The sequence below is a fragment of the Polyangium sp. 15x6 genome, from assembly GCF_029960785.1.
Classification (GTDB): Bacteria; Myxococcota_A; Polyangia; order Polyangiales; family Polyangiaceae; genus Polyangium.
In genome coordinates this window covers 143,262-158,769 of sequence record NZ_JASBQE010000019.1, presented here as the reverse complement: position 1 = coordinate 158,769, position 15,508 = coordinate 143,262, and the positions used below count along the sequence as shown (strand labels likewise).

Sequence of the window (15,508 nt, the reverse complement as noted above, 5' to 3'; positions counted from 1 at the left end):
GCGCCGAGCTCCGAACCGACCTCCGAGGTTACCTTCGAGCTCCGCGCCGAGCTCCGAACCGACCTCCGAGGTTACCTTCGAGCTCCGCGCCGAGCTCCGAACCGACCTCCGAGGTTACCTTCGAGCTCCGCGCCGAGCTCCGAACCGACCTCCGAGGTTACCTTCGAGCTTCGCGCCGGGTCCTGATCAAACTTGATCAGCCGGTTCGGCGCGACGAACACGGAGGAACCCATGGGCGATGACCGTCTCACGGTCACGGACTACTCGGAGGTCCGTGCCGCGGGTCGTGCGGCTCGTGAGGCTCTCGCGCAGAGCGAGAGAGCGGCCGCTCGGCTCTTGAACGGGCGGCCGCTCACCTTGGCGGCAGTGCTGGACGCTGTCAGGGCTGCCCACCAAGCATGCGCGGCCATGCAGGAGCTGGCGCGCCACGCCGCCGATCTCCCATCATCCGCGGACAAAAACTAGGCCCGTCGCGCCGCATCGGCGCACGCTCGACGGTCCCATGGTGTCCGACACGATCGACCGACTGATCCTCTCACTACCAACAAATTCGCCTGCCTATCGGGCAGTTGTGCCGCGTTTCATGCGACTGCGTGCCATCGCACACGATGCGAAGCCATTGATCGAAGCGATGGAATCCGGCGATCCCGAGCGGATCGCTGGCGCCAAAGAGCCGTACGAAGCACTTGCACGGGAGCACCTTTCCACCATAACTGCACTCCGTTCCGGCTTTGAAGAGGCGATGGTCGTGGTCGGTGTGTCGGAGGAAGAACGGCGCGAGATCCGCGAATGGCTCGCGGCGATGTTGGTCGACTGCGAACGCGTATTGGCGCGGGTCAACATCCCTGCGGAGTTGTTCGGCGCTACCGGCAAGCCGATCGGCGATGCCTGAACATGCGGCGCGGACTGGCATCGTCCGCCCTCGTGCTGGCACGGTTGACCCCAGGATCGACGCTCCGATCTCCGCGGGCAAACGGTCCTACCTCGGACAATTCATGTCCTAGCCCATCGCCGAATAGCCACGAAAACCCGACGAATCGTGATAGATTCGTCCCATCAAGTGAGCCGCTGAAACGGTCGAGCCGACGACGCGCATGGGGCGCGACGCGGCGCCCGTGGCGGCCCTTGCTGGGGCTTCGTCGTGGCCAACGTCCTGCCGCTCGACAAGCGCGTGAACGTCGTTCGGCACCTCGTAGAGGGTGCCAGCGTGCGCGCCACGTCACGGCTGACGGAGGTGTCGATCCCGACGGTGCTCTCGACCCTGCTCCGCATGGGCGAGGGGTGCGACAACCTGCACAACCTGCTCGTGAGGGACCTGGACATCCGCGAGATCGAGCTGGATGAGATCTGGTCCTACGTGCAGAAGAAGCAGGCGCGCGTGACCGCGGAGGATCCCGCGGAGTTCGGTGACGCCTACGCGTACCTCGCCATGGCGCGGACGAAGAAGCTCCTCGTGAGCTACCGCGTCGGGAAGCGCGACGAGGCGAACACGCGGGCGTTCATCGCCGATCTGCGGGCCCGGCTCGTGACGATCCCGGAACTGTCCACGGACGGCTGGCAGAGCTACCCGGTGGCCGTCGGGCAGAGCTTCGGGGGCGCCGTCGATCACGCCGTGATCCAGAAGAACTACACGAAGAAGGGGCGCGCGGACGGGCAGCGGCACGACCACCGCTACGAGCCCCCGCGCGACCCGTTCATCACGAAGAAGACCGCGCATGGCGCGCCGAACCTCGACCGGGCCTCCACCTCGCACGTCGAGCGCGCGAACCTCACGGTCCGGATGCACGTCCGCCGGTTCACGCGGCTTTGCAACGGGTTCTCGAAGAAGATCGAGAACCACCGCGCGGCCGTGAGCCTGCACGTCGCCTGGTACAACTTCTGCCGCGTCCACGAGAGCTTGCGCGTCACGCCGGCCATGGAGGCGGGCATCACGGATCACGTCTGGTCCGTGCAGGAGCTTGTCGAGCGCGCCCTTGCCGCAGAGCCGTGCGCGCCTCCGGAGCTGAAGAAGCTCGCGCCGCCCACCCCGGCCCCGGGCGAGAAGCCCAGCGCGGCGCGGGAACTGCCGAACGGCAAAGGGTGGCTCCGCGCCCTGCCCGGCGGGAAGAGCAAGCCGAGCGCGCCACCACGGGCTCCTACGCCGCCCGCCGCGCCACCGGCGAGGGTCGGGACGGGGGAGGCTCCGCGCGAGGCGCTACCACCCCCGGGGACGCAGCTTGACCTGTTCACGTGGCGGCCGAAACCGCGTCAGCTCGACCTGTTCGATCCGCCCTGAGAGCGCGCCGTCTTGCGCGGCCGTCCGGGCTTGGCCTCGGGAAGCGTCGCCTTCCGGAAGAGCTTCGCGGGAGGCACGCCGAGCGCATCCGCGAGCGCTACGACCACCGCGACGCCTACGTTCGTCTGCCCGCGCTCGACCCGCTGGAGAAAGCGCAGGTCGAGTTCCGAGGCTTCGGCGAGTTGCTCTTGGGTGAACCCGCGCGAGAGCCGCAGACGGCGCACGTTCGCCCCGATGTAGCCGAGAACCTCGACGACGCGGGCGGAACGGTCCGTCACCCCCGCGGGTCTACGCCTTCGTCCTCGGCGGAATAACGGTCGATAGACCGTGTTTCGTTGACCTCGACGAACCCTCGGCTCTACCGTGATCGCTTCGCGAGGAGGGCCAGCCGTGAACGCGCAGCATCAACCGGGGCAGCAACCCGTGCAGGGGCAACCGTCGATCGTGCGGGTGACAGCGCCAGAACCGAAGGTTCCGACGTGGCTCGCCGCCGCCATCGTGACGAGCCTCGTGGGCGTCGCTGTTGTTGTCGTCGTGCGCCTCCTTCGCGAGGAAAAGCCGAAAGGGCCGCCGACGGCGTCGGCAGCAATGCCGACGCCTGGGACGTCATGGTACACGGAGCCGCGCAAGCTGCCCGACATCGACCCCGTTGGGGACATGATGCGGGCGCTCATGGGCGAGCCGACTTTTGCCAGAGCCGTACAGCGAACGCGCCCGCTGATGGCCGATCGAACGAACACGCCGAGCGAAGGCGCGACGCTGCTCGCTCTTTGGGCGCTTGCTCATCCCCCCACGTGGGCGGACCTCGCGCCGTCACGCGACGAGACGAGCGTCGGCATGGTGCGCAAAGACTCTGACGGGGAGCGGGGGAAACGCTTGTGCGCGCCGGGGCAGATCATCCGGATCAAGGTCGAGCGTCTTCAGGACGGATCCGTTGCCTCTGGATCGCTACTGACGGACGGCGAGACCCTGATCCATTTCTTCGCGCTGCGGGACACGGGGGCGCTCGTGGAGGACAGCAGGGCGCGCTTCTGCGGTGTCGTGACGGGCAACTTCACGTTCTCGAACGAGCACGGGACGGCCGACGGGATCCAGATGGTCGGCATGTTCGACCTACCGACGAACCGGGCGGCGCCCAAATAGGCACGTGATGTGCTTGTCGGCTGGCATGCCCAATGCCATTACCCGTGTTCGGATCCGCTCCTGTAGCGAGCGTGATTGCGAGAGCCCGCCGTGTGTTGCATCAAAGGTACATGCTGCGGACAATGTTTCGCAGGTTCGCGCTGACGAAATCGAAGAACATATCCCACGTGGCTCCAGGAGCGTCTGTCAGCGTTCTATGCACGTCAGCGCAAGCGACTGCGAAACCACCAGGGACTTGTCGAACGTGTAACTCCAACTCAACAACGTCCCTTGGCCCATCGCCAAATCCGGCTTCTGGTAACCGCGCCTCTACGATCGCGCGCATCGATGTGGGGTCTTCGACATCCAAGCGAAACGTGGGTTCCCAATCGGCTTCGGGCCAATCCAGATATCTACACAACGCCTCCACGAGACGTCGCGTGAATTGGAGAGTCGGGCCGGCGTTCGCGCGTAGTTCACGTATAGCCTCTTGTTGCGCGGCAACGATATCTAGGTAGGTGGGCATCGGATGTGTCCTATGTGTACGCACGCTACCGACGTGGCACGCTATGCCGCAATCCGGAGCGTATGCGCCGGGCACGGACGAGCACGCGTGACGTGCTTTCAGATGTGCAATGCGCCGTGAAAGACGGCGTAGGCGGGGCGGTCCTGGACGGAGGAGCAGGCGAGCGCCACCGGAGTAGGCAGCGCTCTCCCGTTCAGCGCCCGCGCTTCCGCGGCTTCCAGGTGGGGCGTGGAGCCTGCTTCGGGGGAGCCGCGCCGAGCTTCCGGAGGGCGGCGCGGAGCCGCTTCTCGTGGGCGTGGTACGTCGCCCGCGGTTGTCCGAGGGCGCGCGCCGCGTCCGAACCGATGAGCCCGCGGGCGGCCAGCTCCACGACGTGGACGACGCTCGGGCTCGACGCCATGACCCGCGCGAGCAGGTCCCGCGCCTCGATGCCGGGCATCGGGTCCGGCGACACGAGGATCGGGACGTCCCGAAGCGAGGACGCCGGAGCCTCGTACAGCGTGGAGGCGCGCCGCGAGAGGTTTTGCGCCCGATACCATGCCGTCTGCTTCATGAAGCCCAGCAGGGACGCCTCGGGCGGCGTCTTCTCCCCGCCGCGGACGCGTCCTTCGGCCAGGGCCTCCCACGTCGTGATGATCGTCTCTTGCACGATGTCCGGAGCGTGAGCGCTCGCCACGCCGATCGCGCGGGCATGGCGGAGAAGCATCGGGCGCATGGCCTCGATGTCCTCCGCGTCCGCTTCGACGATCGGCGCGCCCCCACCGGGGGAGGCGCGTTGCCGGATCACGGTCCGTCACCCCGGACCAGGGCATCGAGATCCATGCCGAGCACGCGCGCCACGCGCGAGGCAAAGATCAGCGTGCAAGCGATCTCCCCGTGGAGGACGGCGCGCACGTACATCCGCGCGAACCCAAGCGCCTTCGCCGATTCCCTCGCCGTCCGTGCGGCGACGTAGGGTGCGAGCGCCTTCCGGACGCGCGCCGCTTGCAGGTCCGTGAGGACGGCGGGAAGGCTCTCCGGAGCCTTGTCCTGGTCGTGCTCCGTCACGAGGCGCCTCCCTTCCGCTTCGGGGGCGTCACGAGGGAGAGCGCCGGGGCCTTGCGGGGCGGCGCCTTGCCGACGAGGGCATCGTCGAGCGAGAGCCCCACGGCGCGCGCGATGCTCCGCGCGAGCGCCATGTTTCCCGGCTCCGTCCCGTCGCAGAACGCGAGCACGAAGGAGCGGCGGAAGCCGAGCTTGTGCGCCACGGCGATCCAGGTCCCGTGCTCGCGGTGCAGGTGGCGCAGCAGGGCGCGCAGGTTCGCCCGCTGGATCTCGATGAGGTCCGTGCCGCGCAGCGGGCGGACGCGGTATTTCGAGGCGGCCATCACAACGCCCCCTTCCGCCCGCACGTCGGGCAGGCGTCGGCCGAGGAGAGGGGCGCAAGCAGACGGTCGACTGTCGTCCCGGCGGCGCGGGCGGAACGGATCGCCATGGCATGTGAGCCGCGCTTGCCGCCTTGCGCGATCCGCTCGATCGTCAGGGCTGAGACGCCCATGACTTCGGCCAGACAGGACCATGACCCGTACGCGCGGCGCAGGTTACGAAGGGCGGCGCGGAGACGGGCTTGCTCGGGTTCGGAGAGACGAAGGAAGCGAGACGGGGGACGGTAGAACGCACCGGCCCCTTGGCCCTCGGACGAGGGCCGGACTAGGGTGAGCATGGGTTGCGACCTCGCGGAAACGGGGTTGCGGCCAAGTCGCCCCGGGGGATGCCTAAGTCCCTCGGGGCGGCGCCTTTTCCAGGCCCGCCGAACCTACGCGCCGAAATCGCGGCCCGCTACAGCCGATCGCCAATCTTGATCAGCTACGGCCTATCTTGATCGGCACCTCGCGCCGAGCTCCGAACCGACCTCCGAGGTTACCTTCGAGCTTCGCGCCCCCGCTCTCCCCCACCCGCCCGAAGAGGAAGCGCTCCCCGCATGAAAAACCTGACCGGCCCGCTGCAATTCCCCCCGACGCGACGAGATCCGGAGAGCGGCTTCACGCTGCACGGCAGGCGCTTCCACGATCCGTACGCCTGGCTCGAACGGCTCGACGACGCGGAGACGCAAGGCTTCATCGCCGCGCAAGAGGCCATCACGCGCGGCGTGCTCGACGCGGTGCCGGGACGCGACTGGCTCCGGGACGCGGTCGCTCGCTCCGCGCGGTATGCGCGGCGCTCGCCGCCGATTCGTAGGGGCTCGAACGGTCGCGAGTTCCTCTGGCAGGCAGACGCGGACGACGAGAAGCAGAAGCTTTTGATGCGGCGTGAGAAAGGCGCGCCGTTCGAAACGGTGCTCGATCCGAATACGTGGCCGAGCGACGAGGCGCTGGTCTTCGCCGTGCCTTCGCCCGACGGCACGCGGGTCGCGTTCGGGAAGGCCGTGGGGAGCACGCACGACGCGGTGATTCACGTGCTCGACGTCGAGACGGGGCGCCTGCTTCCGGACAGGCCTCGCGGGACGGGGCATGCGTCGCTGGCCTGGCGCCCCGATGGAACCGGCTTCTTTTATTCGGCGTGTCCCGAGCCGGGCGAGGTGCCCGCGGGCGACGAGGCGCACTGGAACGCCATTTACGAGCACCGGATCGGCTCGGGGGCGCGCCGGGTCTTCGGGGACGACCAGAACAAGGAATACTGGTGCTCCGTCAAGGTCAGCGAGTGCGGCCGCTTCGCCGTGCTTTACAAATGGGATTACGTGCACGCCAACGTGGTCTACCTGCTGCGGCTCGCCGACGACGCGCTCTTGCCGGTGGCTCCCGTCATGCGGTCGCTCAACCAGGTGCAGGTGATCGGCGACGCGCTGCTCATTCATACCGACCTCGATGCGCCGCGCGGCCGTGCTTGCATCGCGTCGCTGGCGGCGCCGACCGAGTGGCGGACGCTGATCCCCGAGAACGAGGACACGTTGCAGACTGTCGCGGGCGCCTCCGGCCGGCTTTATGCCGTCTATTCCCACGCGGCGTCCCATCGGATCCGCATCCACGCCGAGGACGGCGCCTACCTCCGCGACCTCGTGCTGCCGGCGCTCGGCTCGGTCAATCGGAATGACGGGGAAGGCGTCGTCAGCGGCGTCAGCGGCGCCTGGAAGGGCGACGAGGTGTGGGTGAGCTTCGAGTCGTACGTGCAGGCGCCCTCTCATTATCGGTACGATTACGCGTCGGACCGCCTGACGCCGTACCACGTGCCCGACGTGGGGCTCGACCCCGCGGCGTACGTGACGAACCAGGTCTGGTACGAGTCGCCCGACGGCACGCGGGTGTCGATGTTCATCGTCCACCACAAGGATCTGCCGCGCGATGGGCACATGCCCGTGCGGCTGAACGGCTACGGGGGATTCAACATCTCGCTCCAGCCGCGCTTTTCGGCGGTCACCGCCGCGTGGCTTTTGCTCGGCGGCGTGCTCGCGTTCGCGAACGTGCGAGGCGGGGGCGAATATGGCCGCGCCTGGCACGAGGCCGCGGTCAAGACGCGGCGGCAAAACGCCTTCGACGATTACATCGCCGCGGCGCGTTTCCTCGTCTCGGAAGGCTACACGACGCCCTCCCGGCTCGCCTCGCGTGGCAACAGCAACGGCGGGGTGCTCGTCGCCACCACCGCGATGCAAGCACCCGAGGCGTTCGGCGCGGTGTTTTGCCGCGCGCCCACCCTCGACATGTTGCAATTCCCGAAATTCGGGTTCATGAGCTCGGCGACCGTCGAATACGGCTCGCCCGACGACCCCGTCGAAGGCGCCTACCTCGCCGGGTATTCGCCCTATCACAACGTCCGAGCCGATCGCCGCTACCCCGTGATCGCGTTCGTCCCAGCGCTCAACGATCGGATCGCGCCGCCGTACGATCCCTTGAAAATGGTCGCTCGGCTCCAGGCGGAAAACACGCTCGGCGGGCCCTATCTCCTGCTTCCGCTCCGGGGCTCGGGACACGGCGGCGGCACCACGCTGACGGCGCTCATCGAGCAGGACGTCGACGAGCTCAGCTTTTATTGCTGGGCGCTCGACGTCGAGCCGCCCGCGGCGGGCGCGGCGGACGCAGCGGGCGCGGTGGGCGCTGCGGGCGCGGTGGGCGCGGGTTGAGCCGGCGCCGGCTCGCCGATCGGCAAGCCACTGCCCTTCGTCCGCCATCCGCCCCCGAAAAACCCGAGCGATCCATCCGATTGCCGCATGGTCACCGGCGGCGCCCAGTAGCTATTCGGCGGCGGCACTTCCCAGCGACCGCGACGCCACACCCAGCGGCGCCGCTCCCACGTCCACTCGCCGTCGATCCAGACCTCTTGTTTGCCCGGTCGCGCCGGCACGATCTCCACGCGCGCGGCCGGCGGCGGGTACGGCACGAGCACGGGCGCCTCGCGCACGTGCGGGCCGATCTCGGGCAGCGGAATCGGCGAACCGCCGCACCCCGCGAGCCAGAGGAGCGCGCCGAGGATCAGCCCCCGGCCCATCCGAAAAACGCCTCGACGGCCGCGCGGCCGAAGAAAAGGTACTCCAGCGTCGCGAGCGCCAAGAACGGCCCGAACGCGACACGCGCCTGCCCGAGCCCCTCGCCCGCCTCCTCCGCGAGCGGATCCTCGGCGAGCTCTTTTTCCGCCTCGGCCCGCTCTTCCGGTGTCATCGCCGCGAGCTCCTTCCGGATCTCCTCGCGCTCGAGCCGCACCGCCTCCGGCTCCTCGATCTTGCCGCGCACCGCGAGCACGCCGATCGCCGCGAACGTCCCCTGCACCGCGCCCGCGCAGAGCACCACGAGCGCGCCTCCCCAGCCGAACCACGCGCCCGCCAGCATGAGGAGCTTCGCGTCGCCGAGCCCCATGCCCGCCCCGCCGCGCAAACGCGGGTAGATCACGATGAACGGGAGCCAGACGACGGCAAACCCCACGGCCGCGCCGAGGAGCGAGTCCACGAACGCGAGGTCGCGGAGCGACGCCGTGGCGAGGCCGAGCACCGCGCCGCCGAGCGTGATCTCGTCGGGCAAGATCATGTGCTCGAGGTCGATGAACGCCGCCGCCACGAGGCCGAGCGCGAGCGCGAGGTCGGCGATGTAGATGGCTCCGGCGCGGGCGAGCGAGGTCGTGGGATCGAGCGGCGCGAGGAGCACGTGCACGATCGCCACGGAGAGCAGGCCGCCGATCGCCTCGACGAGCGGGTAACGCGGCGAGACGGCGGCGCCGCAGCAGCGCGCCTTGCCACGGAGAAACAGCCATCCGAAGACGGGGATGTTGTCCCAGGGGCGGATCGGCGTCTCGCACGCGGGGCAACGCGAGGCGGGGCGGACGACGCTCATCCCGCGGGGAACGCGGTAAATCACGACGTTCAGGAAGCTGCCCCAGAGCAGGCCGAAGACCAGCGCGAAGCCGTAGAGGAACGAGGGGGGCAGATCGCCGAGCATCAGCACGAGAGCCCGGAGCATAGCGCGAGGCTTTGCCGGGGCGCGCCGTGTCTGGCATAAACCGCCGTCCCCGCATGAAAATCCCGGGAAACGAGATCCTCCTCCCGCTCCTCGGCGCCCTCGCCACCCTCGTGGGTTGTACCTCGGGCGGAGGCGGCTCCTCCACGGGCGGCGCGGACGGCGGGCCGGCCGTCGTGCTGTCGCCGAAGGGCAAGGTGCTCGAAGCCGCCGAGAACCAGGCCGACCCGGACGCAGGCGCCTCCAAGGCCGAGGCCGCGAAGAGCGAACGCGTGGACATCCCCGCCGGCACGCTCGTCGCCGGCTCGACCCCGGGCGACAAGGGCCGCGACCCGGTGCTCGAACCCGCCGAGCTCGAGGTGAAGCTCGGCGCCTACGCGATCGATCGTTACCTCTACCCGAACGACCCGACGAAGCCGCCGCTCACGGGCGTGTCCCGCGCGAAGGCGGCCGAGCTCTGCGAGCAGGCGGGCGGGCGGCTTTGCACGGAGCTCGAATGGGAGCGCGCCTGCAAGGGGCCCGAGGGGACGACGTTCGCGGGCCAGGCGTCGTGGGATGCGAAATGCGCGAAGGAGCCGGCGTCGTGCGCGTCGGGCTTCGGCGTGCTCGGGATGGGCGGAGCGTACCGGGAATGGACGGCGAGCGAGGTCTTGCCGATCGAGGACATGCAGCCGCGCGCGGCGGCCGTGCGCGGGGCGCGCGGGAGCGCCGTCGGGCCGGATCATCGGTGCGCGCATCGGACCGCGATCGATCCGGGCGCGAGCGCGGAGGACCTCGGCTTCCGGTGCTGCCGCGGCGCGCCGAACGCGGCCACGATCCCGTCGCCGCAATGGGACCAGACCTACCGGCGGGTGGAGCTGCCGGCGAAGGAGCTCGGGGAGATGCTCGCCTCGGTGCCGTCGCTCTCCACGCTCGACCGGGAAATCACCTATTTCAAGGAGCCGGACGACGTGAACGTGGTGCTCGCGCGAGGCGACGCGGGCGCGCCGCCGGCGAACACGGTGCTCACGACGTCGCCCTTGCTCTGGAACCCGGTGCCCGGCGAGCAGATCGTGGTGCTCGCGGGCCGCGCCGGCAAGGATTCGTTCGTCGTCGCGTTTTATCGTTTGCCCGGGGATCGATATCGCATCGCCTCGACGCTCGTGCTGAAGGACGAGAAGGGTCCGATCGCGCTCGGCTTCAACGGCTACGTGCGCAAACGTTTGTCGTGGGCGACGTGCTGGGATTGTCGGGGGGAATCGGGGAACGTGACCTACCGCGACGACGGGCGCGTCGTGATCACGCAGAAATGACCATGAAGAAGGTCCTCGCGCTGTGGCTTCTGGGAGGCGCGCTCGCCGCGTGTCGCAAGTCGCCGCCGCCTCCGCCCGAGGACATGCCGACGACTGTGCCGACGGCGAGCGCGAGCCAAGCCGCCGCGCCGCCCGAGCCTCCGCAGCCGAAGGTGCCGACGCTCGTGCCGGAGCCGTTCGAGGCCACGAAAGGCAAATCGGCGGAGCTCTACGTCATCGACGGCGCGAGGATCGTGACCGAGGGCCTGCACGTGGGCCGGATCGAGGGCGAGCGCGTCGCGTGGATCGGCGACATCCCGGACGATAACCACGACATCGGCGGCAATCACATCCGGCTCGTCACGGGCCACTGGCCCGACGGCGTCGATGTGTATTACTCGGGCAAACGAGGCTACGGGTGGCGCCCGACGATCGCTCCGCTCACCGGGAAAGGCACGCGGCGGACCTTCGGCGACGACGAGCACGGCGCCTGGATCCAGGGCACGGCCCGCGTCGGCGCGAGCACGATCGTGGCCGCGCAGGATCCCGTGGCCGGCCGGCACTTCGCGACCCTTCGAGGGCCCGCGCGCAAGTTCGAGCCGATCACGGCCGAAAAAGGCGGCTGCAAGCCCGAGGAGGTCGCGAAATCCCGGCAAGAGCCCGTGCCGCTCGCCCTGCCCTACAACTGGATCGGCGCGACCGGGGCCGGCACGTTCATGACCGTGGGCATGCTCTGCAACCGGGAGAAGGCGCTGGCCGCGGAGGTCTGGGATCAAGGGGGGAAATCGCGCATCGTGGAGCTCTCTCCCCTGACGAAAACCCCGAGTGTCGTGCCGGTCGTGATCCCGGGCAAAGGCGACGAGCTGTGGCTCTCGACGAGCCCCGTGATCCATTACGAGGCCGGGACGTTCGAGGCATTGCCGCCGATCGGAGCGCCGCTCGGGAAGCTCTTCGTCTCGCCGACCGGCAAGCTGCACGCGCTCGCGGGCCGCGGGATCTTCCGCTTCGACGCGGGCCATTGGACCCGCGTCGCGAACCTGCCCCATCCCATGAAGTTCAAAGCGATGGGAATGGACGCCGAGGGGACGTTCTGGGTCGGCTACGCGGGGCCCGCCAAGCTGCGCGCATCGAGCGGCGAGCCGAGCCTCGACGATTGCACGATGCCGTTCGTCTACCTCGGCGAGGTGCCTCCGCCGGAGGGCGCGGAGTCCACGTTCCAGAAGGCCATCGAGGCGCTCGCCACGTTCCCCGCCCTCGCCGAGATCAGCGGCGTCGAGTACGCCGAGGGCGGCGCCCAGCACTTCGGCGTCATGGTGAAGAGCAAGGCGCAAGGCGACGCCGTCGTCGCGCACCTCCGCGGAAACCTCCCGGATCCGTACGCCGAGCCGATCTGTTTTGCCCCGAGAAACGCGCGTTCGATCGAGCTGAAGAAGAACTGAGCGGCAATCCCGCTACGGCGACGCGAGGTAATCGTGGTAATGGTGAAAATACTTCACCAGCCGCTCGGTCGCGTCGGCAAACTCCGGAAAATCGAGCGATTCGGTCGGTAGCTCCGCGCAGAGCACGACCTCGCCCTGGCTGCCCTGCGCGAACTTCGCGATGCGCATGTCCCGGTTGAGGAGCAGGAGCCGCCGCGGAAGCTCCGGCGAAGGCTGGATGCGCGAGGAGAGCACCGGCAGGAGCGAGAGCAAGAGCCAGTGCTCGCTGCACTGGATGAAGTACGGGGGCAAGGAATCGTTGCCGGGCCTCCGGGGGAAGACGCGCAGCGTCTTCGGGCCTTCGTCCTTGACCTCGTAATCGAGCCTCTCGAGCCAACCGCGGACCGTCTCGACGTCCATCGCGACGGAGCCTAGCGTTCTTCCGGGCAAGATGCGACGAGACAGAGCCGCGCCCGGCCGTCGTGCTCTTGCGTCGTGTCCAGCCGGCCGCCGAGCAGCGTCGCCGCGAGGTGGACGCAGTAGAGCGAGAGCCCACGCCCGTAGGCCGCCTGGATGTACCGCCGACGTTGCGCCGGCGGCGCCCCCGTGGGCGGCGGATCGACGTGGTGCTGCGATCGCGACGCGAACCGGACCTCGACCCGCGCCTCCGTCCCCTCCCGCGCCGCCGTGACCACGAGGCGCGTCCGCGGCGCCGCGCGCTCGATCCCGAACGCGATGAGGTTGTCGACCGCCCGCGCGCAGAGCGCCCGATCACACCGCACGATCACCTCGCCGTGCCGGAGCCCCGCATCCAGCACGAGCTCGACCTCGGCCGCCGCAGCTTGCTTGGTGAGCCGCCCGATCGCCTCCCGCCCGACGAGGACGAGATCACTCGCCGTGTTCGCGCCCGAGGAAGGCCCACCCCGCCGCGCCATGAGGTCGATGTTGCCGGCGAGGCGCCGCAAGACGTCGCAGAGCATCTGCGCATCGGCGAGCGCTTCGGCCGTCTCCGTGCTCGTGCCCGGCGCGAGCGTGCTCTCGAGGAAGCTCAGGTTCGTGATCAGCGCGGCGATGGGGTTGTTGAGGTCGTGGGCCATCACGGCCATCAACTCTTCGAGCGACGCATCACCCCCCAGGTCGGCCATCGTCGGCCACGATACCGCGATCTTCCGCGCCAAGCACGGAAACGGTGTAGGGCCTTGGAAAAAACTCACAAAGTGAGGACCGCGGCCTCCCCGCGTTCAGCGACGCGGGCCGAGATCAACGTGAGGAGGCTCTTCCGGCGTTCGTCGAGGTCCACGAGGGTGCGCGGCGAGACGAGCCAGGTCTCGAACGGGCCCGACGCGAGGAGGTCCCGCGCGCGATCGCGATCGAGCGCGAGGAGGGCCTTTTGCAGGCCGCGCGGGAAACGCGCGACGGGGCGGAGGCGCGAGAGCAGGACGTCGAGGGCGCGAGGATCGACCTTCGACGGGAACGCGGCGGCATTGTCGGTGAGGTGGATCGCCTGGGCAACGTCGTCGAAATGGACCGCGCGGCGAAGGACGTGGCCGGTGAGGTAGTCGAGGACGAGGGTCTCGATGTAGTCGGCGAGGAGCGAGGGCTGTTCGCCGGGGTGCGGGTCGGGCGAGGCGGCCCAGCGGGCCCAGGTTTCGGCTTCGAGGGAATGGTCGAGCGTGACGTCGTGGCCCGCGGGGAGCGCCCACGCGCCCGAGCCGTCGCCGCGGCCGGGGGCGAACATCAAGGCGTCGACGGTGCCGTCGTTCTGCACGGCGGCGTGGAGCGCGAGGTAGTCGCGGAGGTCGCGCTGGCCCGCGAAGAGGGCTCCGAGCTCGCCCGTGCCGATCCGCCGGAAGACGGCGGCGGGGACGACTCGCATGCCGAGGCCCCGCGCGAGCCGCTCGAACGCGAGGCTCCGCCGATACGCGACGGGGTTTTCCGTGAGCGCGAGCAGGAGCGACGCGGGCGCGGATCCGGGCGGGTTTTGTCGTTCGATCGTGACGCGAAACAGCCCCGGTCGGTGCCAACCGACGAGGGTGACCGAGGTGAGCGGGGCGTGCAGGAGTTCGCGCCGCACGGGGTCGGCCTCGACATCGAGCTCTTTCGGCGGGGGTCGTTTCGCCGCGCTTTCGGCGGGCGCCGCGCTCGCGACCGTCACGGCGGACGGCGCGGACGGCGCGGACGGCGGCTCCGGCCGGTCCCGCCCACAGGCCCCGAGGACGAGCGCCGCCGCGGCGATCCGCGCGAGCGCGCCGCCTGGAGGGAGATTCATGCGAGCACGCGCTCGCGCAAGAACCGCTGGATCCGGTCGCGCACGAGATCGGGGCGCTCGATGGGCACGGCGTGGGAGCCGCCGTTCACCATGAGCAGCTCGCCGTGCGGCAGCGCGGCGGCCATCTCCTCGGCGTAACGGGGCGGCGTAAAGGTGTCGCGATCCCCCGCGATCACGAGCGCCGGCACGGCCACCTTCGGCAAGAGGTCCGAGGCCGAATGATCTCCGGCCGACCTGAGCATCCGCAGGAACATGGGCACGTCGATGTCGACCATGTGCTTGAGGTACGGCATCACGTCCTCGGGACGGATCGACCGATCGATCTCCCCCGTCAGCATCGCCAGCCTGAGCGCCGCCTCGGCCGGCACCCTTCCCCAGAGCGCCCGCACGATCTCGGGGTGGGCGTCGACACGCGCGATGAGCTTCGGCAGCATCTGCGCGAGCACGTCGGTGCCCTTGAACGTGTGGGTGATCCGGCCCGGCGCGCCGCAGATGAGGACGAGCGCGCGCACCTTCTCGGGCCGGAGCCGGTAGGCTTCGAGCAAGACCTGGCAGCCCATCGAGTGGCCGACGAGCACGACCTCGGGGTCGCCGACGGCGCGCCGGACCGTGTCGAGGTCGTGGGCGTGGTCGACGAGCTCGATGCGCTTCGGGTCGGCGGGCAGGCTGCTACGGCCGTGGCCGCGGTAGTTCCAGTGCGCGACGCTGGCAAGGGGAGAGAGGTCGTCCCACAGGTACTTCCAGATGAAGCCGTCGCAGGCGATCCCGTCGGTGAGCAGAACCGTGAGATCCGAGGGGCCCCGCCTCCGCCGCACGAAGAGGCGTGTCGCGTCGGGCGCGAGGGCGAACGAGGCGGTCTGGGGGGCGCTCCCGCTCGAGGGAGGGGGAAGGCTGCTCGTCGTCAATCGCCGAGATCCTCTTCGCCTTCACCGACCTCGTTCACGCTCGGCAGCTTTTTGATCTCGAGCCGGGCGAGCTTCCAGGCGCGCTGCACCACCCACGACAAAGACCGATCGAGCCGCGCCGCTTCTTCCTTGATCTCCTGGAGCATCGACTCCGGGAAGTAGAGACTTTGCTTCCTTTTGTCGGTCTTCGACGCCTCGTTGTTCTTCGCCAGCGTGTCTTTGTCGTTCATGGCTCCCCGAAGGCGTGAGCTAGCTACAAGGGAATACCTTAGCGCACGCGGGATGCACGAGGAAGCATCGCGGGA

The 15,508-nt window shown here is 69.3% G+C and carries 17 protein-coding genes; 6 read left to right on the top strand and 11 right to left on the bottom strand.

What is annotated here, in order from left to right; translation table 11 throughout:
* Positions 1 to 502 precede the first annotated feature (502 nt).
* Both QHF83_RS16715 and QHF83_RS16710 read left to right on the top strand, forming a co-directional pair.
* The gene (locus tag QHF83_RS16715) at positions 503 to 892 is read left to right on the top strand and encodes a hypothetical protein (RefSeq protein ID WP_282418834.1); all 390 of its coding nucleotides are present in this window, start codon (positions 503 to 505) and stop codon (positions 890 to 892) included.
* Between the two features lie 249 nt (positions 893 to 1,141).
* Positions 1,142 to 2,275, top strand: coding sequence for an IS1 family transposase (locus tag QHF83_RS16710; protein WP_348980448.1), 1,134 nt, complete (start codon positions 1,142 to 1,144; stop codon positions 2,273 to 2,275).
* On the opposite strand, the gene QHF83_RS16705 is transcribed toward QHF83_RS16710, so the two are convergent.
* On the bottom strand, positions 2,248 to 2,553 hold the full coding sequence (locus QHF83_RS16705; RefSeq protein ID WP_282418833.1) for a helix-turn-helix transcriptional regulator: 306 nt from the start codon (positions 2,551 to 2,553) through the stop codon (positions 2,248 to 2,250). The two genes, QHF83_RS16710 and QHF83_RS16705, sit on opposite strands and share 28 nt — an antisense overlap.
* 112 nt (positions 2,554 to 2,665) lie before the next feature.
* Between QHF83_RS16705 and QHF83_RS16700 the strand changes: the two genes are divergently transcribed.
* A complete protein-coding gene (locus QHF83_RS16700; protein WP_282418832.1) occupies positions 2,666 to 3,418 on the top strand; it encodes a hypothetical protein in 753 nt (250 codons plus the stop codon).
* 698 nt (positions 3,419 to 4,116) lie between these two features.
* Here the strand turns inward: QHF83_RS16700 and QHF83_RS16695 are convergent.
* From QHF83_RS16695 to QHF83_RS16685, 3 genes are read right to left on the bottom strand one after another with little or no spacing between them, the layout of a single operon-like run.
* Positions 4,117 to 4,710, bottom strand: coding sequence for a sigma factor (locus QHF83_RS16695; protein WP_282418831.1), 594 nt, complete (start codon positions 4,708 to 4,710; stop codon positions 4,117 to 4,119).
* Positions 4,707 to 4,970 (bottom strand): helix-turn-helix transcriptional regulator, encoded by a 264-nt coding sequence (locus QHF83_RS16690; RefSeq protein ID WP_282418830.1) that lies wholly within the window; start codon positions 4,968 to 4,970, stop codon positions 4,707 to 4,709. The genes QHF83_RS16695 and QHF83_RS16690 overlap by 4 nt, the downstream gene beginning before the upstream one ends.
* Entirely contained in the window at positions 4,967 to 5,290 is a 324-nt protein-coding gene (locus tag QHF83_RS16685) for a hypothetical protein (protein WP_282418829.1), read from the bottom strand. The genes QHF83_RS16690 and QHF83_RS16685 overlap by 4 nt, the downstream gene beginning before the upstream one ends.
* Before the next feature lie 593 nt (positions 5,291 to 5,883).
* Between QHF83_RS16685 and QHF83_RS16680 the strand changes: the two genes are divergently transcribed.
* Entirely contained in the window at positions 5,884 to 8,016 is a 2,133-nt protein-coding gene (locus QHF83_RS16680) for a prolyl oligopeptidase family serine peptidase (protein WP_282418828.1), read from the top strand.
* On the opposite strand, the gene QHF83_RS16675 is transcribed toward QHF83_RS16680, so the two are convergent.
* Positions 7,923 to 8,381, bottom strand: coding sequence for a hypothetical protein (locus tag QHF83_RS16675; RefSeq protein ID WP_282418827.1), 459 nt, complete (start codon positions 8,379 to 8,381; stop codon positions 7,923 to 7,925). The genes QHF83_RS16680 and QHF83_RS16675 overlap by 94 nt on opposite strands.
* Positions 8,366 to 9,343: a prepilin peptidase gene (locus QHF83_RS16670; protein ID WP_282418826.1), complete on the bottom strand. Its 978-nt coding sequence runs from the start codon at positions 9,341 to 9,343 to the stop codon at positions 8,366 to 8,368. Before QHF83_RS16670 ends, QHF83_RS16675 begins: the two co-directional genes overlap by 16 nt.
* A gap of 53 nt (positions 9,344 to 9,396) precedes the next feature.
* On the opposite strand from QHF83_RS16670, the gene QHF83_RS16665 reads away from it, so the two are divergent.
* Complete coding sequence (locus tag QHF83_RS16665) at positions 9,397 to 10,632, top strand: SUMF1/EgtB/PvdO family nonheme iron enzyme (protein ID WP_282418825.1); 1,236 nt, start codon at positions 9,397 to 9,399, stop codon at positions 10,630 to 10,632.
* A gap of 2 nt (positions 10,633 to 10,634) precedes the next feature.
* The gene (locus QHF83_RS16660) at positions 10,635 to 12,050 is read left to right on the top strand and encodes a hypothetical protein (protein WP_282418824.1); all 1,416 of its coding nucleotides are present in this window, start codon (positions 10,635 to 10,637) and stop codon (positions 12,048 to 12,050) included.
* 12 nt (positions 12,051 to 12,062) lie between these two features.
* On the opposite strand, the gene QHF83_RS16655 is transcribed toward QHF83_RS16660, so the two are convergent.
* The 5 genes from QHF83_RS16655 to QHF83_RS16635 all read right to left on the bottom strand — a co-directional run bounded on the left by QHF83_RS16655 (position 12,063) and on the right by QHF83_RS16635 (position 15,433).
* A complete protein-coding gene (locus QHF83_RS16655) occupies positions 12,063 to 12,449 on the bottom strand; it encodes a YbjN domain-containing protein (RefSeq protein WP_282418823.1) in 387 nt (128 codons plus the stop codon).
* 11 nt (positions 12,450 to 12,460) lie between these two features.
* Complete coding sequence (locus QHF83_RS16650; RefSeq protein ID WP_282418822.1) at positions 12,461 to 13,174, bottom strand: histidine kinase dimerization/phospho-acceptor domain-containing protein; 714 nt, start codon at positions 13,172 to 13,174, stop codon at positions 12,461 to 12,463.
* A 65-nt stretch (positions 13,175 to 13,239) separates the two neighbouring features.
* Positions 13,240 to 14,298, bottom strand: a complete 1,059-nt coding sequence (locus QHF83_RS16645) for a hypothetical protein (protein WP_282418821.1) — start codon at positions 14,296 to 14,298, stop codon at positions 13,240 to 13,242.
* On the bottom strand, positions 14,295 to 15,203 hold the full coding sequence (locus QHF83_RS16640; RefSeq protein WP_282418820.1) for an alpha/beta hydrolase: 909 nt from the start codon (positions 15,201 to 15,203) through the stop codon (positions 14,295 to 14,297). The genes QHF83_RS16645 and QHF83_RS16640 overlap by 4 nt, the downstream gene beginning before the upstream one ends.
* Complete coding sequence (locus QHF83_RS16635; RefSeq protein WP_136926995.1) at positions 15,200 to 15,433, bottom strand: TIGR04563 family protein; 234 nt, start codon at positions 15,431 to 15,433, stop codon at positions 15,200 to 15,202. The genes QHF83_RS16640 and QHF83_RS16635 overlap by 4 nt, the downstream gene beginning before the upstream one ends.
* Positions 15,434 to 15,508 lie beyond the last annotated feature (75 nt).